The organism is Neptuniibacter sp. QD48_55 (assembly GCF_047778115.1).
In the GTDB taxonomy this organism is placed as follows: domain Bacteria; phylum Pseudomonadota; class Gammaproteobacteria; order Pseudomonadales; family Balneatricaceae; genus Neptuniibacter.
Genome location: NZ_CP180555.1, coordinates 1,167,334 through 1,187,426, shown reverse-complemented (window position 1 = coordinate 1,187,426; position 20,093 = coordinate 1,167,334). Strand labels below are relative to the sequence as shown.

The window sequence follows — 20,093 nt, the reverse complement described above, 5'->3', positions numbered from 1 at the left end:
GGGATCAGAAATTGCCCTGAAACCACGTCTTCATCTTGCTTAGCACGCTTGCTTGTTCGACCAGTTCGATCTCTGCAACCTCAGGTTGTGCAGGCTCGCCGCCCTGATCTTCATGCGCGTACTGAAGTAACCCGATACTTGTTGCAAAAATTGGGTTACCTAAAATATCTTCCATTCCACGAACACCATGCGGTGATGCCAGGCGAACCGGCATGTGGAAAATTTCCTCTGCTAACTCAACCGCACCTTCCATTTTGGAAGTACCGCCAGTTAACACAATACCCGCCGCAACCAGATCTTCAAAACCGCTGCGACGCAACTCTGCTTGTACTAGATTGAAAAGCTCTTCATAACGCGGCTCAACAACTTCAGCAAGCGCCTGACGCGACAATGTGCGCGCTGGACGATCACCGACCCCAGGTACCATGATGGTTTCATCAGGTCCTGCTAGCTGCGCTAGAGCACAAGCATATTTAATCTTTATCTCTTCCGCGTGCTGCATAGGTGTGCGTAAAGCCATCGCTATGTCATTAGTCACCTGATCACCCGCAATAGGGATCACAGCGGTATGACGAATCGCACCACCTGTAAAGATCGAAATATCAGAAGTACCACCACCGATATCGACCATACAAACGCCGAGTTCTTTTTCATCTTCAGTCAAAACAGAGTAACTGGATGCAACTTGCTCCAGCACTAAGTTATCAACCTCTAAACCACAACGACGTACACACTTCTCGATATTCTGAGCGGCATTCACCGAACCTGTGACTAGGTGAACTTTGGCTTCTAAACGTACGCCCGACATGCCTAGTGGTTCACGAATACCTTCGGAATTATCGATTTCATATTCTTGCGGCAAGATATGCAGAATCTTCTGATCAGCAGGAATCGCTACTGCACGGGCAGCATCTATTACGCGATCAAGATCGTAATCTGTTACTTCACGGTCACGAACAGCCACAATACCGTGAGAGTTAAGGCTATTAATATGACTACCGGCGATACCTGCTGTTACAGAGTGAACTTTGCACCCTGCCATCAACTCAGCTTCTTCTACTGCACGCTGGATAGAACTCACTGTTGATTCAATATTCACGACCACGCCCTTCTTCAGGCCGCGAGACGGATGTGAACCAATACCAACAATATCGATTGAGCCGTCGATATTGATCTCTCCCACAAGGCAAACCACCTTGGAAGTCCCAATATCTAGCGCAACGATCATATTAGAGTGAGCAGTCATATATTCAGTGCCAACAATATTATTTCAAGCAACCTTAATTTTACTTATAACTAAAAACAAACCAACCTTTTTTCGATGAATTTTTTTAAATTCTGAAAGTTTATTTGCCCGTAAAATCAATTCATAAAAAAACACTATCTTTTCTTATCGGCACCTTGCGGAAATTGTTGAGAAAATTTTTTCTATAAATTTCAAACAACTACGCTCACTTACTCCTGCATCAGGCTCGATTGTTTTAAATATAATCAACCGTTTCAATAGGTTAAAAAAACAACAAAAATCAAAATTTAATTTTGATTAATTAGCTATAAATCAATATTCAATATTGATTATTAATAAAAATATCAAAATTAAGTTTTGAATAATCATATAAAATCAAAATTTAATTTTGACTGTTTACAAACAAATCAAAATCCATTTATGATTATCTCCCCATTAATTAATGCTCATTAAACAACCAATATAAGCGCGCAATCCTGTATGAATTTTGTTCAATGCGCTCGAATTCGTCTCAAAAAAGCAATCATTTCTTGATGGTATAAGGCGGATATTCAAACCCAGAACACAAGTTCAAAACCGGACTCAGCAAAGAGCCCTAGAAAGCACAAAGAGGATAAAACTAAGAAAGGGGTAAACAGCTCAGAAAGAGCTTTATTTAGTAATGATAGGCGCTATCGATTTCACGCCAATTTGAACCGCTGTTATCTAAGTAAGTACGAATGGTCGTTTCACCATCTGCAAGGTAGCTACTGTCGAGAAAGTTATTCAAAACAGCCTCTCCCTGCGACGCGGCAGCTTTCAAGCAGAAGGATAGATAACGAGGGAATGGCAGAATATCGTTTCGCCATAGGTTACCCGCATAAAACTGCCCTACACGCTCATGATATTCTTGCTCGCTGCGGCATTTACTATAGCGGTAGTGCTGATCACTTGAGCCCGTGCACATCAGCCCGGTCGAGCTTTGACCATCGGCAAAAGTTTCAACTTCCACCCAGTTAAATCGATGTTCGCGTTCGAATAGCGCTTCATACTCTGCTTGAGTACATTCAAACTGGCTGCAAATAATTTCACAATCGGATGCAGGTAAAGTCGAGCAGGAGGCTAACTGTAAAGAGTCAGGGTCAGCCTTATGTCGACTGATAAACACAACTCCGACTTTATTGAAGATACGTTTGTAACCCGGAACAGTTACGATCCTGAAGTTAGTTAGGCCAGGAATAGTTTCCCTCGCGGAGGCTTCAGATAGAAGAGAGCCATATCCAACAATACTTATCATATAGCTCTCCTATCAATGTTACTGATCAGATTCTAAAGCGCGCTCAACAAGCTCAGTATTAAGCTTCTTCTTGCCATCTGCACCAAGGCTTTGCAGCATGGTCACTTGGCTCACCAAATTACCACGCCCCGTTGATAGTCGCTTATTAGCAGTATCAAAAGCGGCTTGCGTTCTTTGCAGGTTACGCCCTACTTCATCCAGAGCGTCAATAAAGCCAACGAATTTGTCGTACAGCTCACCACCTCTGCGAGCGATCTCTTGAGCATTTTGATTCTGATGCTCGTAACGCCAGATATTGTGGATAGTTCTTAACGTCACCATCAATGTCGCAGGGCTTACCAACATGATGTTGCGATCAAAGGCTTCTTTAAACAGATTAGGTTCTTTCTCTAACGCCAACAAGAAAGCACCTTCGACCGGGATAAACAAAAGCACGAAATCGAGAGAGCGAATACCTTCTAGCCCTTGGTAAGCTTTATCGCTCAGTCCTTTAATATGACCACGCATCGAGATCAAATGCTCACGCAACATTCGCTCGCGCAGGTCTTTATCTTCTGTAGAGCAATATTGTTCATAAGCCGTAAGGGAAACCTTTGAGTCGACGATAACATCTTTACCATCCGGAAGATGAATCACCGCATCAGGCTGGTAGCGTTTACCTTGAACTGATGCTGATACTTGCAGCTCAAACTCGTAGCCTTTGCGTAAACCCGATTCCTCTAAGGCACGTTCTAGTACAACCTCGCCCCAGTTACCCTGAGTTTTGTTTTCGCCTTTCAGGGCTTGGGTCAGATTGATCGCATCTTCACTCATCTGCTGGTTAAGCTGTTTTAGATGAGATATCTGCTCATAGAGGGCACGACGATCTTTGGACTCTTTATCGTAAACATCTTCAACACGACGCTTAAACTCACCCAACTGCTCTTTCAAAGGCGTCAGTAGGTGCCCCATATTCTCTTGATTGCTCTGAGTGAATCGTTGAGCTTTCTCTTCAAAAATACGGTTAGCGAGATTCTGGAACTCTTGCTTTAACTGTTGGCGCGCTTGTTCTAACACTTGAAGCTTTTCAGAATGCGCTTCTTGAGTCGCCTCATATCTTGCTTCGAGATCCGCAATCACTTCATTACGATCAGCCAACTCAAACTTTGTTTGCTCTAAGCGTTTATCAAGTTGATGCTTTTCTGTAAGTGTGTCACGCAGTCTTGGTTCTAGCGCATGCAAGCGCTCTTCGATACGTGCTTTTTGGATAGAGACTTCATGAAAGGCAGATTGCTGTGCAGCCAACTCCGTTTCGAGTTTCGCCTTTAACGAGATTATTGTTGTCTCGCTTTCAGCAACCTGCTGTAAGAGGTCTTCTTTTTGGGAAGTAAGATGCCTGTATATAAAGAAGAACAGGCATCCTGTAATCAATACGCCCAGCAGCAAACTATTCAGATCAAATGAAGCTAGCAGCTCAGGCATAGAAAATTACCAATAGAGATATAAAACGACTAGGGAAACCGCAGAAATAATCGATGACAGAAACAGCGTTTTCAACTCACCCAACATAGGCTGAAGAATAACTAAATGAACCACTGGGAAAGTGATAAACATACATAGCAGTGGAATCCACCAATCTAGGTTGCTGAAACCGTACGCCATAGAGAATAACAATGCGACAGCAGCAAGGTTACCCGCCATAACGATCGTCATCAAACCGTTACGTTTATGCGCGAATTCAGGCTTATCCTCTTCAGGTAGTTTATTGATAGCACCAGCGCTTAACGCACCAGACATAGAGAACACACCTGAAACTAGAAAAATGATAAGAGGATCGATACTAGGCACACTAAACTCCAGAACATTGTGGATCATTTAATAACTACGCCCATGACAGATCTTTTTTCAGGCGCTCATGGCGGGCTATTGTAAGGCTTTTCAGGCCCACTGTTAAGAAATGGCTCCCTTTTGCATCTATTATTAGATGAGATTAAAATCCCGCCTCAATTCCATGTACACGGATTTTTAATGCAGGTTTTCAAAAGCTTACGCAAACTGCTCAACCGTCATTTCAAGAACATGAAATGGCAGGCTGTACTTGCGCTGCTTCTATTATATGGCCTAAGTAGCTGGTTACTTTTGGAATGGGCGGGTGAATCCAACCTCACCGGCTCGGACTATATCTACTGGTTAATCGTAACGGCTTCGACTGTGGGCTACGGAGATCTATCTCCCGAAACAGCAACAGGCAAAGCATTGGTTGCGTTCTACATTATTCCTTTCGGTCTTGGTCTATTTGCACTCGTCGTCGGTAAATTTGCTGCATTCAGTGCTTTTCAATGGAGAAAAGGTGTTATGGGTCTTAAAGAGCTCAACCTCTCAAATCATATCGTCGTAGTTGGCTGGAACGAAGTTCGCACCCTGCCTCTTCTTAAACTTCTCCAAACAGAAGCCAAGAACAACCTTAATCGAGAGATCTGTTTGTGCGTCGCCGATGAGATGGAAAATCCGATGCCAGGCCACATCGAATTTGTTCGTACCGTTTCACTAAACGATGATGAAGGCTTAAATCGTGCAAATATTGAAGATGCCTCCACAATCATTATCGATTGTGCGCATGATGATCAAACACTGAGCGCGGCTTTAAATATCTACAATCGCAATCCTCAAGCACACATCATCACCTACTTCAGGGACGAGAGCTTGAGTAACCTGCTCAAACAACACTGCCCTACCATAGAGTGCACGCCATCTGTATCTACAGAGATGTTAGTAAAATCAGCAATGGACCCGGGCTCCAGTATTTTGCACCACGAACTTCTCAACACAACCACAGGGATGACCCAGTTCTCGGTTGTCGTACCTGAAGGTTTGCCAGAGATGTCTGTGCGTGATCTATACGTGCCATTAAAAGAAAATTATGGCGCGACCCTGATCGCAGTTGATCTAGATAACGACGGTAAACCTGAAGTGAATCCATCACTCGATAAACGCGTTAGATCAGGCTGCACCATTTATTACATTGCACAGTCCCGTTTAAAAGATTTGGACTGGGCTGCAATTACCCAACTTTCATAATTTTTAGGAGTCTCGCATGGACGCTCTACTTATCGGGCTTACCAACTTTGCTATCTATTTCGGCCTTTCACTGGTTGCCCTACTACTCTTCAAAGTCATCTATACCTTCCTGACTCCTTATGATGACTGGGCACTGGTTAAAGAAAAAAACATGGCTGCTGCCTGCGCGCTTTCCGGTGCAACCATTGGTTTCACCATTGCCCTTTCTAGCGCCATCAGTAACTCCGTATCTTTAGTAGATTTTGCTGTATGGGCTGCTATCGCACTGGTCGCTCAGTTAATCGCTTATCTAGTTGTACGTTTGTTTATGCCGAAAATCACCCAACGCATCCAAGATGGAGAAACACCTGCCGGTATCGTGCTGGGCGCGGTATCCATCGCAATCGGTATTCTTAATGCTGCCTCTTTGACCTACTAAGGAGGCATCAAGGATGAAACGTACAAAAATAAACCATCTGCAAAAAAGTGATTTTGCATATGATGCTAAATGGCTGAAAAACGGCCTACGTCTATCAGCTGTCGCTACTGGTGCTGCGCTACTGAGTGGCTGTGATTCTGAAGATGGTTACATCTACCAATCGGTCACTGCATGTGAACTGGATAACCCAGGCTATGACGATAGGTGTGAAAGTGCTTATCAAAAAGCCCTTGCTGATTGGAAACGTACCGCACCTCGATATCGTAGTGAGAGCAACTGTGCTTACGATTTTGGTAACCACCAATGTTTTGAATACTCCCCCTACTTTATCCCGCTAATGACGGGCTTTATGTTGGGCGAGAATCATCGAACAGAGGAAGACTTCGATCTCGATTTCGACCGACCTAGAGGCTTAGGCTATAGCACCCGAAGAGGTACTCCTGCTTTTCATCGTTGGGTAAGCTCATCCGGCGACATGTTTGGCGATTACCATAAGAACAAAGTTAAGGTCAGCTCTTCTGCATTCAAAGGCAGTAAAGGTAGTGCTCGTGTTATGGGTCGTGGTGGTTTTGGTAAAACCATCTCTAGTCGCTCTTTCGGTGGTTAACCTGTAGATGCTAAGAGTCACCTGCGCCGAGCGGCCTGATTGGCGTGAAACTGCTGAACAATATGGCTTCCATTTTCATACCATGTATGGGGAGCCATATTGGGATGAATCTGCCTACTATCAGTTCTCTCTTGAACAGATAGAACAAGATATTGAAGCACCGACAGCTGAGATTCATCAGATGTGTCTGGCAGTGGTTGAGCATGTGGTAGGTAATGAGGAACTGCTACGACGCTTTCAAATCCCAGAAGCCTTTTGGGATGAAATTGCGCGCTCTTGGTTTGCCCACGAAGACAGCCTCTACAGCCGCATCGATCTATGCTATGACGGTAAAAGCCCTGCCAAATTCTTAGAGAACAATGCGGATACGCCCACCAGCCTTTATGAAACGGGGTTCTGGCAATGGGTATGGCTTCAGCAACAGGTTGATCGCGGCAAGTTGTCTCGCAATGCCGATCAATTTAACTCCCTGCAAGAGCGACTGATCGAGCGTTTCAAAGCACTCAAAGTTCGCCAGCCTTCACGCTTACTGCACCTAGCGAGTTGCAAAGACACGATCGAAGATCGTGGCACTGTACGATATCTGCAAGACTGCGCCCAACAAGCCGGCCTACTAAACGACTTCATCTATGTTGAAGATATCGGCATCAATGAAGATCAGCGCTTTGTCGATCAGCTAGGTAAACCGATCAACTGGCTATTCAAACTCTACCCTTGGGAGTTTATGCAACGGGAAGAGTACGGCGAATACATTGCTCAAAGCGGTACCACCTTTCTAGAGCCGATCTGGAAAAGCTTAGTCTCCAACAAAGCACTACTGCCTTTATTGTGGGAACTCTTTCCAAATCACCCTAACCTACTACCTGCTTATTTTGAAGATGATCCCCGTGCTGCAGAACTTACGCATTATGTACGCAAGCCGATCTTCTCTCGCGAAGGCGCCAATATCAGCATCGTTAATCAAGGCGAAGTAATAGCGAAGGCCGAAGGGCCTTACGGTGAAGAGGGATACATCGTTCAGGCTTGTCATCCTCTGCCTAAATTTGGTGACAATCATACGCTGATCGGCAGCTGGCTAATAGACGATCAACCCGCCGGTATTTCCCTAAGAGAAGACAAGCACCCGATCACACAGGATCTTTCGCGCTTTTTACCGCATATCATCCTTTGATAACGATGAGTCAGTCGTAACGCAATCAGGCTAGAAAATGGTATTATGCGCGGCAATATTTAGATAACGCCCAGTAAAAGCTGTTTTTTCAGATTGGGTCATGACTTTTATCACCCTCGACAACGTTAAACTAACGCCGTCGAACCTAGATTAGAGAAGATTTAAGTGGAATTTTTGGTTAACGAAGCAATTGAAGATTATGCCTTTCAAAGCACTACAGCTGAGCCTGAATTGCTGCAAGAGCTGATCGATGAAACCAACAAAAACATGGGCTGGCCGCAGAAGCTATCTGGCCGTTTAGTTGGCAGAACGCTAAAACTTCTTGCTCAGTTGCACCAACCAAAGAACGTACTAGAGATTGGTATGTTCACTGGCTATTCTGCTTTATCCATCGCAGAAGGCATGCCAGAAGATGGCAAGATCATCTGCTGCGAAACCAATCCTCGCGCAATCGACTTTGCCAAAACGTTCTTTGATCGTAGCCCTCATGGCCACAAGATCGAAGTAATCTTCGGTAAAGCGATTGAAACCATCGAAACACTGGATATGGAGCTAGACTTCACTTTCATCGATGCTGATAAGCGCAACTACCTAAACTACTACCACAAGGTTCTGGAAATGACGCGCCCAGGCGGCCTGATCATTCTGGATAACATGTTGTGGTCTGGCAAAGTACTACAGCCAGAATCTGACATTGATGACGTCTTAGTCGATCTAAACAAAGAGATCGCAGCAGATCCAAATGTAGAAAACCTTTTCCTAACCGTTCGCGACGGTATGAATGTGGTACGGAAACTACGTTAATGCGACACCTAATCAGTGCGATTAATTCAAACGATCCTCAGGTTACTCTAAACAGCAACGAAGCTGCACCTGAGGAAAGTTATACAATCGAATCTGCAGATGCGGTGCTAAAGCTTTATCTCGATACCGATGAGAAAGCACCTTTAATGGCGGCACTACAACAAGTCCGCAATGCCATTATCGAAGATTTAGACCAAGTAGAAACTGTTGCTGAGATTTACGGTCTGATGTATTGGTTACTCGCGGATCATGGCATCGATAATCGCGGTGAATCTCTAGAAGAAACAGCCGATCGATTAGGCGATATCGATATTGAGAACGATACTGATCAATATGGCGAACTAATTTTCCACCTCAAAGATGCCGTAGAACGCTTGTACGATATAGAACTGGATTAACAGCACCGTTGTACGTTTAAGGGAGGCAGTATGCGCAGAGGTCATAAAATACTATGGGCGTGCCTCCTTTTAACTTTCACTTTTGTAATTGCCCTACCTTTAGCCGCTTACTTTTTCTCTCCAGTTATTGCACACAAAAGCCTGCAATATTGGTTGGAGCAAAATGACTTCTCCGCTGTTGAACTGGATATGCAAACGCCTAGCTGGAACGAGCTGCATATCACTAATATAAAATTAGAAAAACACACCCCTACTCAGATCATCAGTTATCAATCCAGCGATATCACTCTGCAGTTTAACCCTTATACACTCTGGCAAGAGCAGCGCCTCAAACTGCTATCAATGCCGCGCTCAGATATAAAGATCACTTACACCACCGAACAAAGCAGTGAGAGTAATAATGAAGTGGTCGATCTAAGCCAAGCGCTACCCTCGGTTTGGTTTAATCAGATCCCCATTGATGCCATTCGGATTGGACAAGTTACTCTGGCGTTGGATTACCCAGACAATCAAAGCGACTGGCAATTTATCGGCGCACTACTGTTTGAAGACGACAAACTGTATAGCCGCGTTAAAGCCTTAAGAGACGAGAAGGATTTTGGTTGGGGCGACCTGAATCTGAATAAGCAAAATCAATTTACGTTTCGGTTGTTAGAGGATGAGGAGCCGTTCTTTAATATTGCAGGTGATCTCTCGTTTGATGACAAACTGACCTTAACATCCGCGCAAGAGATCCAACTGGCGGGTTTACAGAGCTGGCGACAAAAACTCGAACTGCACAATCTACCCATACCTAAGTTAGAAGGCACAGTCGAGCTACAAGGGAAAATTCACTTCCCGCTACAAACCCGTTTCTCGCCAGATGAACTGTTAAAAAGTATCCAGATTGATCAAACCGGTAAGGCAAAAATAACTGCGTTTAACCCAATTCCGTCGCTGGAAAAAGCGTCTGCCGAATTAGAGGGTGCGCTTAAATTCTCCCTTAAAGAAGCTGAAATCACGCTTAACTCCGACACCAATATACAAGTCCCCGAGCTAAAGCACCCTAGCTTAAAAGAACCGATGCAAAACCTGAAAGCGACCTTACAAAAGCCACTCGCGATCAAAGCCAATATCGGTCAACTGCTTTTAGATGGTGCTTTGATACCAGATGTATCACCTCTACATTTAGATATTGAAGCCGGTGTGATTACGCTAGAGGGGATTAATATTTCACCTATACGCTCTAAATTAAGTATCGATTCCATTGATCTGGCTAAGTCTAATATTTCCGGTTCAATTGCTATCCCTCAGCTAAACCTGAGCCAAGGGAAAACCAAATTCCCACAGTTGAACCTGAGCTCTAAATTCACATGGGATAAAAATCAGTTAAGCAATCACTATCAGGTATCCAGCAACGCTCCTATAAAGCTAGATCTAAAAGGCCGTGCAAATACCACCTTAAGTAACGGCAACACTAAGCTAAATTGGTCCGTACAACCTATCAGCCTCAAAGGGATTGATCGCTCATTAGAAGCCTACGCCCCTATCCCGAAAGAGCTAAGCGTGCTTAAAGGCACACTCTTCCACAAAGGCAGTGGCAACTTAAACAACGGCAAGTTCTCGGCACAATTCAACAACAGCATCAGAGCTGCAAATCTAAGCTGGGATGAAACCTTAATCGAAGGGCTTAATTTAGATTCAACTTCCCGACTCTCTACTTCAGGTAGATTACGCGATACAGGCAGCATTAAGCTGGATCAGGTTACAACAGGAGTTGAAATCAAAAATGTGCAAACAAGTTATCAGTATCAGCAGCGAAACAGCGGTGACCTGCTTAAACTGAAGGGTATGCAGGCTGAACTTTTTGAGGGTTTAATTAGCCTCTCAGATTTCGAGTTCAACCCAAGCAAGCCCGATATCACCAGTCAAGTTAAGGTAGACAATATAGATCTTGGCGCGGTGATGGCTTTGGAAAGGCAGCAAGGCTTATCCGGTGAAGGTAAATTGGGGGGAAGTTTCCCTCTAGCTTACAAAGATAACGCTTTTAGCATCACTGATGGTGTAATCAAAGGCTTGCCGCCTGGGGGCAAAATTTTGTTTGAGCCGACCCCAGCAGTACAAGCCTATGCTGCGGCGAATGTTGGCTTAAAAATGGCGATAGAAGCGCTTCAGAATTTTCATTATGAAGAGCTGGATATAGGGCTTAACTATTTAGCGGATGGTACGGCCTTATTGGAAACCCGTTTAAAAGGTAGAAATCCAGATTGGCAAAATGGCCATCCGGTAGATTTCACGATTAATGTGGAAGAGAATATTCCTAAGTTAATCAAAACATTACAGTTTGCAGATAAATTGACGAAGACAATCGAGAAGCGTTACCGTTAACGCAAATTGAAACCAAATTTGAGGAACAACCATGAAATTAACCCATTTACTCCCACCTTTTGCGTTAGCAATTGCGTTGGCTGGTGTGAGCGGTTGTTCACCCCGCGTGGAAGTCGCGGTACCTAGCGAACCTATTACCATTAACCTCAATGTTAAAATTGAGCACGAGATTCTGGTCAAGGTTGATAGGGAAATTGATGAACTGCTCACAGAAAACAGCGATATTTTTTAAAGGGGTATGATGATGAAACAGTTTCGAACTCTATTCAGCATGATAGCCCTAGCGCTATCAATCATTGCAACACCTGCTTGGGCTATCTCTAAAGACGATGCTAAAGCTCAAGGTCTAATCGGTGAGCGTACCAACGGCTATCTAGGCATAGTGACATCTAAGCCTACAGGCGATCTAAAATCTCTGGTTGATGGCATTAATAAAAAACGCCGCGCTGCTTATGACAAAGGTTCTAAAAAAGCAGGCGTAGAACGCACTGTGTTTGAACTACGTATGGGTCAACGCCTTCAGGACCGTACGCCTGCAGGACAGTTTATCCAGCTACAAAACGGCAAGTGGCGTAAGAAGTAGTTTTCAAGACTTAGCCGAAGAGGCATGCCTCTTCGGCTAATTTTTATCCAAGTAACACTCGCAAAAAAGAAAGGGACGTTCAAATGTCAGCCCATAGCCCAAAACTGATTGCAGCGTTAACCGCTACGTTACTCAGCACAGGCAACGCATCAGCTGATACCATAGCCTCCTTAGCCAAAGACGCTAATGAGTCTAATCCATGGACGCTCAATCTTTATTTTGAGAATGATCTGTTTTCCGAAACGGACCAAAACTACACCAACGGCATTAAAGCCTCTTGGGTCTCCCCCAATATCAGCAACCATCTCGACGACCCAAACCTGCCAGAATGGGTAGGTAAAGTTGCACCTTTTTTACCAAGATTTGATCCACCCAATCCAAATGGCGAACCAATCCAACGTAATGTTGTGGTGAGTCTAGGCCAACAGATCTATACCCCCGAAGATCTCGAACGTTTTAGCGTCGATCCCAATGATCGCCCCTACGCTGCTTGGCTCTATGGCGGCCTATCTTTTCATAGCAGTACTAGTCGACACATGAACACTGCGGAATTAAATGTTGGGATCATCGGCCCCTGGGCCTTCGGCGAAGAAGCTCAAGACTTTATTCATGATCTGCGTGGGTTTAAAAAGTTTAATGGCTGGGATAATCAGCTTAAAAATGAGCCCGGCATTCAACTTGTTTACGAACATAAATATCGCTTTTTGGAAGGTCCGATCTCTCCTCTGTTTGAATACGATACGATCCTTCATAGCGGTGGTAGCCTAGGTAATGTCGCGACCTACCTCAATGCAGGTGCAGAAGTACGTGTCGGTTGGAATCTACCCCAAGACTTTGGCACATCAGCGCTGCGTAGTGGTGGCGATAATAGCGCCCCAGGTTTGGGAGATGGACGCTACCAGCGTGGTAGCCGTGACAATAATTTAGGTGTTCATGCTTTTGCATCCATGGATGGACGCTGGGTGTTAAGAGATATATTCCTTGATGGCAATACCTTCAGAAGCAGTCATTCGGTTGATAAAGAACCTTTAGTTGGCGAAGCCGCAGTAGGTATCGCCGCTCTATATAAAGGCTGGAAACTCTCGTTTGCCAAAGTACATCGTAGCAAAGAGTTTAAAGGCCAACCCGACGGCCATTCCTTTGGCTCACTGAGCTTAAGTTACTCTTATAGTCTTTAAACAAACTCTTCAAAAACAGCTCATAACAAAGGCTCCCTTAGGAGCCTTTTTATTCAGTGTCCTTAACCAAGACAAAGCTACAGCAGTTTTAAAATCTCATCCTTCGACATAGGCTTTGCAAAGTAATACCCCTGCAGATATTCACAGCCCATCTGTTTTAGATAGTCAGCCTGTTCGAGTAACTCCACCCCTTCAGCGACCAATTCCATCTGCAGGCCTTTAGCCAAACCCACAATAGAGTTAGCTATGCAACGATCGTTATCGGCATCCGGTAAGCCATCAACAAACGACTTATCGATTTTTAACTTCGTGACAGGCATATGCTTTAAGCGCGATAACGAGGAGTAACCAGTACCAAAATCATCAATCGCCATACGTACACCCAGACTAGATAGGGCCTCTAATTGAGAGCGCACAAAAGCAGAGTTTTGACCAATCAATTCCTCAACGATTTCCAGCTCGATTTTGCAGGCAGGGAGATCGTGTTCCTGCAGTAAAGAAGCAATCTCTTCGGAAAGCGCCGAGTTATGTAACTGCTCAGAGGCAATGTTCACCGAAACCCAATCGACCGATTTACCATGCTGCTCAAATGTCACCAGATCTTCACAAGCTTTCCTTAACATCAAACTGCCCAAGCGTTCCATCAGACCGAGCTTTTTAGCAGTTGGTAGGAATTCAGCAGGCGAAATATATCCTTTTTCGGGGTGAGGCCAACGGACTAACGCCTCTAAACCCACAATGCTTTCTTGTTTAGCACAGTATATAGGCTGGTAAAAAGGTACGAGCAGGGACAGCTCAATCGCTTCAGCCAATTCATGCTCGAAAGTACGCTTACTTTGCAACTGTACCAACCAGTCTTTAGCAAAATACTGTACGCCACCACGCGTGCTATCTTTGGCTCGTCGCATTGCAAGCTCAGCACAGCGCATCGGGCTAGTAACAGGCTCTCCTTCTATCGGGTAAATCACCACTCCGGTACTGCAACTAACATTGACGAACTCTTCGTTACATATCTTCAAGGGTGTATGGCTTGTGAGTTTTAGCTGATGGGTAAGCGAGTTTAAGTGATCTGTATCCTCAAGATTAGGAATCCATACCGCAAAGGTATCTCCACCCACACGTGCTAAGCGACAATCAATACGTCGGGTTAATTTCTCTAGACGTCGAGCAAAGGCCACCAACAAATGGTCAGCTACCAGATGACCGTATTGATCATTAATAGAGGCAAACGAATCAAGCCCGATCCAAAGCAACGCACTCGGATATTCACTTTCCCTACTCTCTTGCTGATTAAAGTCCAATCGCTTTTGAAACTGATTACGCTTTTCTAAGCCCGTGAGTGGATCGTACTGTTCCAGAAATTCTAGCTGCGCTCGATCTCTTAGCCACAACTCGTGCTCATTAATCATCGAGATATGATCGGCCAGAGAAGCAATATAAGACATCTCGGGCATATCCCAAACGCGCTGTTCACCAACCTGTTCAAGGCATATCACGCCTTGTAACTTTCCTGAGGAGAAGATCGGAGCATCCAACATAGAACAGATATCGTTGGGGATAAGATAAGAATCGGCAAACTCTTTGGTACGCGAATCAGTAATCGCATTATCGGCATTGATTAAGCGATCTTCTGAGATGGCTCGAAAGTACTTCGGGAAATCAGTCTGGTAAAGAGCTGCCCCTTGGTAATACTGATCAGTTTCATGCAGATACAAAACCTCGCACACAATCCTCTGCGCATCAGAATCTAATTTCCAGACGCTTACACGAGAAACATTCAGCTGTTCTGCACAAGATTGAATTATATGCTTTAGCTTAGAGATCCTGGGATGCTCGATAAACCCTTCCCCATGACTCAGTACTAATAACGATTTGTGCAGACTAATTAACTTTTCTACTGCTGGCATGCCCCTTCCCTACAGTGAAACTAACCTACTGATCTACATCAGGAAAAAAAACAGAGTCTTACCTACAATAGTAGTTGATGTTTCCTCAATGCCAATACATAAGCATTAAGTAAGGAAAAAAAGATGCAGCTTTCACAAAAACTTATCGCTATCGAAGTACTTTTTTTCACAATTCTTATGGGAGGGGTAGCTCTCACTATCTACTTCTTTGCCCTTCCTGAAATACGTAATGTGGAAACGCAATATCATTTAACAGATATAAAACGCATTCAAAATGGTATTAAGAATGAGCTGGATTACCTAAACAGCATGTCGACAGACTGGGCAGCTTGGGATGATACCTATCAATATTCAGATCAACCTTACAAAGCGTTTGAAACCGCCAACTTAGTTCCAGAGACACTAGAGGATCTTCGATTAGACCTACTTATCCTAATCAATAAAGAAAATAGAATCTTAAACAAACTAGCAAATGACAACATTGGCGATCCCGAAAGCTTGCAACTTCTACAAGGCAGCGAGTGGAGTAATAATCACCCAGCTTTGCAATATATCGGGGACGATAAGCAGGGAATCTTTGAGACAGAGATCGGGCCATTGTTGCTTGCTAGGCAACCTATTTTGACCACCCGAAAACAAGGCCCTCCTCGTGGCTACCTAATCTTCGCTAAACTACTAAATGACTCCTTAGTGCAGGAGCTTAGTGAAGAGTTACAAGTAGATATTTCTATCAGCATGGCCACTAAAAGTACGCTTACGCCATCGGTAAAATTTATTTCACCAAAGCAATCACATTCTAGAGGCTATATCCAACTGATGAACAGTAGTAATACAGTCATTCAATTAGATATTGATCAGCCTCGCCCTTTTTATCAGCAAGCAATAAGTGCTCTGCGCTATTCATTATTCACAGCGTTAATACTCAGCAGCATCGCCTGCTTGATCACTTACATGATCCTGCGAAAAGTGCTGATTAACCCGATTATCCAACTCCAGCAACAAGCAGATCGTTTCAAATACAAAGGGGAGAAACAGCCTTTCACGGCCTTAGAAAGCAATGATGAGTTAGGACAACTATCCACAACGTTTATTGCTATGGCCAAAGAACTTTCACAACACTTTGGTGAACTGACACAGGAACGAGACCAGCTTCAAGATAGTAGTTATACCGATGCCTTAACAACGCTTAAGAATCCGCGTTTTCTATCAGCCTTTCTTAGCTCTGAAGCCAACAAGAAACCACCTGCAGACTGGACCTTTTTCACATTAGATTTGGACTTCTTTAAACAGGTTAATGATAACTACGGCCACGATATTGGGGACGTGACACTTCAGCAATTTTCTGCACAGTTAAAATCGTTCTGCCGTGACCAAGACATTCTAGTGCGCAGTGGAGGTGAAGAATTTACAGTGATCTGTTATCAACTAGATGGAACCAGCGCCAAAAAGCTTGCCGAAAGGATTCGCCAAGGTATCGAGAAATTTGAATTTGGAAACCAACAGAAATTTAACCTCAGTTGCTCAATCGGTTTTTTCTCTATCCATATATATACCCCCCAAGCAAACACCCACGTTTGGAAAAACATGTTAAAACTATCTGACATTGCTCTGTATGCGGCTAAATACAGTGGTCGAAACACATGGGTTGGTTTGCAAAATCTAAGTCACTGTAAAGATGGACACTATCCAAACGACAGCAGTGAAGTACAGCATTGGTTAGAAAGCAAAAAGTTAAAACTCATCACACCTCCACACACTGAAGAACAATTACGTTGGGATAAAGAAACTCCGACAAATTGTTCAGAATAAAATTGTTAACACATTGCTTATGAGCGTTATTACGCGATAGCGCGCATAAGCAATCCGCTCAACGCCCGAAAAAATGCCTCCTCTACTCCCCTGAAAGAAACGCTCCGATAAGAAAACACAGTTTCCTAAAATAAACTTTTGTTTATTTTCTATCACAAAATGAGCAAAAAACGGGTATCATTAGCCACTTTTTGAGCACACCATAATCAACTGATCACAGGTAAGTTAAAAATGCCGACACAGAATCAGGCTCCGCTTTCCGTTCTGGAGCAAAAAGATGCCTTTATAGCGCGTCACATTGGACCTTCCGCAGCCGAGCAACAAGCGATGCTTGCCGAGCTTGATGTAACTGATATGGATCAGTTGATCAGCCAAACCGTACCTGAGTCTATTATGCTCAAGTCACCGATTGGCCTACCAGAAAGCCGCTCTGAAGATGAGGTACTAGCGTACCTAAAATCTGTTGCGCAAAAGAACAAAGTAAACACATCGATGATCGGTATGGGTTATACCGACACGATCGTACCGAACGTTATCCTACGTAACGTTTTGGAAAATCCAGGTTGGTACACGGCGTACACGCCATACCAACCAGAAGTTTCTCAAGGCCGTTTGGAAGCGATCCTTAACTTCCAAACAATGGTACTAGACCTAACAGGCCTAGACCTTGCCAACGCTTCCCTACTGGATGAAGCAACTGCTGCCGCTGAAGCGATGACGCTATGTAAGCGTATGTCTAAAGCGAAAAAAGCTAACACATTCCTAATCGATAGCAACGTTCACCCACAGAGCATCAGCGTTATCCAAACACGTGCTGAACCTCTAGGTTACGAAGTAATCGTTGGTGACGTAAGCGAGTTGATCGATCAACACGAAGTATTCGGTGTACTAGTTCAGTACCCAGGTACTTACGGTGATGTGAATGACTACGCTGAGCTAATCGAAAAAGTTCACAGCAAAAAAGCCCTATTCTGTGCAGCTGCAGACATCATGAGCTTGATCATGCTGAAATCACCAGGCGAGCTAGGTGCAGACGTTGTATTCGGTTCTGCTCAGCGCTTTGGTGTACCAATGGGTTACGGTGGTCCTCACGCTGCATTCTTCGCGACTCGTGATGCTTACAAGCGTTCGGTTCCTGGCCGTATCATTGGTGTTTCTGTTGATACACGCGGTAACAAAGCACTGCGTATGGCGATGCAAACACGTGAGCAGCATATCCGTCGTGAGAAAGCGACCTCTAACATCTGTACTGCTCAGGTACTACTTGCCAACATGGCAGGCTTCTACGCGGTTTACCACGGCCCACAAGGTCTAAAAACAATCGCTAGCCGCATCAACCGTCTAACAACGATTCTTGCGAAAGGCCTACAGGCTAAAGGCGTTCAGCTACTAAACAACAGCTGGTTCGATACCCTATCCATTCAGCTAGATAACGCTGAAGAGGTTTACCAAGCTGCACTAGACGCTGGTATCAACCTACGTAAAATCAGCGATAACAAGCTTGGTATGACCTGTGATGAGTGCACTAACCGCGACATCATCAACACCCTTTGGGATTGCATCCTAGGTGCAGGTCACGGTCTAGACCTAGACAGCATCGATGCAGAGATCTCTGCTTCTGGTGAAACATCATTTGATGCAGCACTAGTACGTGAATCAGAGATTCTTCAGCACCCAGTATTCAACAGCTACCACAGCGAAACAGAGATGCTTCGCTACCTTAAGAAGCTGGAAAACAAAGATATCTCCCTTGCTCACAGCATGATCGCGCTTGGCTCTTGTACTATGAAGCTAAACGCTACAGCTGAGATGATCCCAGTGACGTGGCCTGAATTTGGTCAGATCCACCCGTTCGCACCAATGGATCAAGCACAAGGTTACAAACAGCTAATCACTGAGCTAGAAGATCAGCTAAAAGCGATCACTGGTTTTGATGCGATCTGCATGCAGCCAAACTCTGGCGCACAAGGTGAGTACGCGGGTCTATTGGCAATCCGTAACTACCACCAGTCAAACGGTGAAGCGCACCGTAACATCTGCCTAATCCCAACATCTGCACACGGTACTAACCCAGCATCAGCAGCACTGGCTGATATGAAAGTGGTACTAACAGCATGTGATGAAAACGGTAACGTAGATGTAGCTGACCTGCGCGCTAAAGCAGAACAGCACAAAGATGACCTTTCTTGTTTGATGATCACCTACCCATCTACACACGGTGTATATGAGGAAGATATCCGCGAGATCTGCCAGATCGTTCACGATAACGGTGGTCAGGTTTACATGGACGGCGCTAACCTGAATGCTCAGGTAGCGATCAGCCAGCCAGCAGAGATCGGTGCCGACGTATCGCACATGAACCTGCACAAAACATTCTGTATCCCTCACGGTGGCGGCGGTCCAGGTATGGGCCCTATCGGTGTTAAAGCACACTTGGCACCGTTTGTGGCTAACCACCCAGTACAACAGATCGAAGGCCCTAAAGCTGAGAACGGCGCAGTATCTGCTGCACCTTGGGGTAGCGCATCTATCCTTCCGATCTCTTGGGTTTACATCGCACTGATGGGCGGCACAGGCCTTCGCGCTGCAACTGAAAACGCGATCCTAAACGCTAACTACCTAGCCAAGAAACTAGGCGAAGACTTCCCTGTTCTTTACTCTGGTCGTAACGGCCGTGTTGCACACGAGTGCATCATCGACATGCGTCCACTTAAAGAAGCGTCTGGCATCACAGAAGAAGACGTAGCTAAGCGTCTGATGGACTTCGGCTTCCATGCGCCAACAATGTCCTTCCCTGTTGCAGGCACATTGATGATCGAGCCAACGGAATCTGAATCTAAAGCTGAGCTAGATCGCTTTATCGAAGCGATGAGCACAATCCGCGAAGAGATTCGTCAGGTTGAAGCAAACGAGATCGACGGCGAAAACAACCCACTACGTAATGCGCCACACACTATGGCAGACATTATCGATTCTGAGTGGAACCGTCCTTACTCACTTGAAACAGCAGCCTTCCCTGCTGATCACCTGAAAGGCAGCAAGATCTGGCCAACAGTAAACCGTATCGATAACGTATACGGCGACCGTAACCTGTTCTGTTCTTGTATTCCGGTTGAAGATTACGCTGAGTAATTCCGAATTACTTATCTGATCTAATAAAATAGGCCACTAACTTAGTGGCCTATTTTTTTTGTCTCACTTCACCATTACTTCAATACTAGTTAACTAGTAAGTCAGTGCATAGACATAATGGATCAGCTCGATGCACTGAA

Annotated in this window: 17 protein-coding genes; 12 read left to right on the top strand and 5 right to left on the bottom strand. The window is 44.7% G+C overall.

Translation table 11 applies throughout. The features are described from left to right. Positions 1 to 4: 4 nt before the first annotated feature. From ftsA to ACMXYW_RS05320, 4 genes are all read right to left on the bottom strand, one after another. Positions 5 to 1,246: a cell division protein FtsA gene (gene ftsA, locus ACMXYW_RS05335; RefSeq protein ID WP_415881770.1), complete on the bottom strand. Its 1,242-nt coding sequence runs from the start codon at positions 1,244 to 1,246 to the stop codon at positions 5 to 7. 655 nt (positions 1,247 to 1,901) lie between these two features. Beyond that, entirely contained in the window at positions 1,902 to 2,522 is a 621-nt protein-coding gene (locus ACMXYW_RS05330; RefSeq protein ID WP_415905486.1) for a gamma-glutamylcyclotransferase, read from the bottom strand. Between the two features lie 18 nt (positions 2,523 to 2,540). Continuing rightward, entirely contained in the window at positions 2,541 to 3,983 is a 1,443-nt protein-coding gene (gene rmuC / locus ACMXYW_RS05325) for a DNA recombination protein RmuC (RefSeq protein ID WP_415905485.1), read from the bottom strand. 6 nt (positions 3,984 to 3,989) lie between these two features. Next, positions 3,990 to 4,376, bottom strand: a complete 387-nt coding sequence (locus tag ACMXYW_RS05320) for a hypothetical protein (protein WP_415905484.1) — start codon at positions 4,374 to 4,376, stop codon at positions 3,990 to 3,992. A gap of 153 nt (positions 4,377 to 4,529) precedes the next feature. Here ACMXYW_RS05320 and ACMXYW_RS05315 point away from each other — a divergent pair, with 153 nt between their 5' ends. The 10 genes from ACMXYW_RS05315 to ACMXYW_RS05270 all read left to right on the top strand — a co-directional run bounded on the left by ACMXYW_RS05315 (position 4,530) and on the right by ACMXYW_RS05270 (position 13,105). After that, on the top strand, positions 4,530 to 5,579 hold the full coding sequence (locus tag ACMXYW_RS05315) for an ion channel (protein WP_415905483.1): 1,050 nt from the start codon (positions 4,530 to 4,532) through the stop codon (positions 5,577 to 5,579). A gap of 16 nt (positions 5,580 to 5,595) precedes the next feature. Then, entirely contained in the window at positions 5,596 to 5,997 is a 402-nt protein-coding gene (locus ACMXYW_RS05310; RefSeq protein WP_415895807.1) for a DUF350 domain-containing protein, read from the top strand. A gap of 13 nt (positions 5,998 to 6,010) precedes the next feature. Further along, a complete protein-coding gene (locus tag ACMXYW_RS05305) occupies positions 6,011 to 6,604 on the top strand; it encodes a DUF1190 domain-containing protein (RefSeq protein WP_415905482.1) in 594 nt (197 codons plus the stop codon). Positions 6,605 to 6,611: 7 nt separating this feature from the next. After that, a complete protein-coding gene (locus ACMXYW_RS05300; RefSeq protein ID WP_415905481.1) occupies positions 6,612 to 7,775 on the top strand; it encodes a glutathionylspermidine synthase family protein in 1,164 nt (387 codons plus the stop codon). 165 nt (positions 7,776 to 7,940) lie between these two features. Further along, positions 7,941 to 8,579 (top strand): O-methyltransferase, encoded by a 639-nt coding sequence (locus ACMXYW_RS05295; RefSeq protein WP_415881778.1) that lies wholly within the window; start codon positions 7,941 to 7,943, stop codon positions 8,577 to 8,579. After that, on the top strand, positions 8,579 to 8,977 hold the full coding sequence (locus ACMXYW_RS05290) for a hypothetical protein (protein WP_415905480.1): 399 nt from the start codon (positions 8,579 to 8,581) through the stop codon (positions 8,975 to 8,977). The genes ACMXYW_RS05295 and ACMXYW_RS05290 overlap by 1 nt, the downstream gene beginning before the upstream one ends. Before the next feature lie 30 nt (positions 8,978 to 9,007). Then, complete coding sequence (locus ACMXYW_RS05285) at positions 9,008 to 11,344, top strand: YdbH domain-containing protein (RefSeq protein WP_415905479.1); 2,337 nt, start codon at positions 9,008 to 9,010, stop codon at positions 11,342 to 11,344. Between the two features lie 31 nt (positions 11,345 to 11,375). Further along, entirely contained in the window at positions 11,376 to 11,576 is a 201-nt protein-coding gene (locus ACMXYW_RS05280; RefSeq protein WP_415881781.1) for a YnbE family lipoprotein, read from the top strand. A 12-nt stretch (positions 11,577 to 11,588) separates the two neighbouring features. After that, positions 11,589 to 11,927, top strand: coding sequence for a YdbL family protein (locus ACMXYW_RS05275; protein WP_415905478.1), 339 nt, complete (start codon positions 11,589 to 11,591; stop codon positions 11,925 to 11,927). An 83-nt stretch (positions 11,928 to 12,010) separates the two neighbouring features. Then, on the top strand, positions 12,011 to 13,105 hold the full coding sequence (locus tag ACMXYW_RS05270) for a lipid A deacylase LpxR family protein (RefSeq protein WP_415905477.1): 1,095 nt from the start codon (positions 12,011 to 12,013) through the stop codon (positions 13,103 to 13,105). A gap of 77 nt (positions 13,106 to 13,182) precedes the next feature. Here the strand turns inward: ACMXYW_RS05270 and ACMXYW_RS05265 are convergent, their stop codons facing one another. Next, complete coding sequence (locus ACMXYW_RS05265; protein WP_415905476.1) at positions 13,183 to 15,012, bottom strand: EAL domain-containing protein; 1,830 nt, start codon at positions 15,010 to 15,012, stop codon at positions 13,183 to 13,185. A 123-nt stretch (positions 15,013 to 15,135) separates the two neighbouring features. Here ACMXYW_RS05265 and ACMXYW_RS05260 point away from each other — a divergent pair, with 123 nt between their 5' ends. Beyond that, the gene (locus ACMXYW_RS05260) at positions 15,136 to 16,821 is read left to right on the top strand and encodes a diguanylate cyclase (protein WP_415905475.1); all 1,686 of its coding nucleotides are present in this window, start codon (positions 15,136 to 15,138) and stop codon (positions 16,819 to 16,821) included. Positions 16,822 to 17,052: 231 nt separating this feature from the next. After that, positions 17,053 to 19,953 carry an aminomethyl-transferring glycine dehydrogenase gene (gene gcvP / locus ACMXYW_RS05255; RefSeq protein WP_415905474.1) on the top strand — a complete coding sequence of 967 codons (2,901 nt, stop codon included), beginning with the start codon at positions 17,053 to 17,055 and terminating at the stop codon, positions 19,951 to 19,953. Positions 19,954 to 20,093 lie beyond the last annotated feature (140 nt).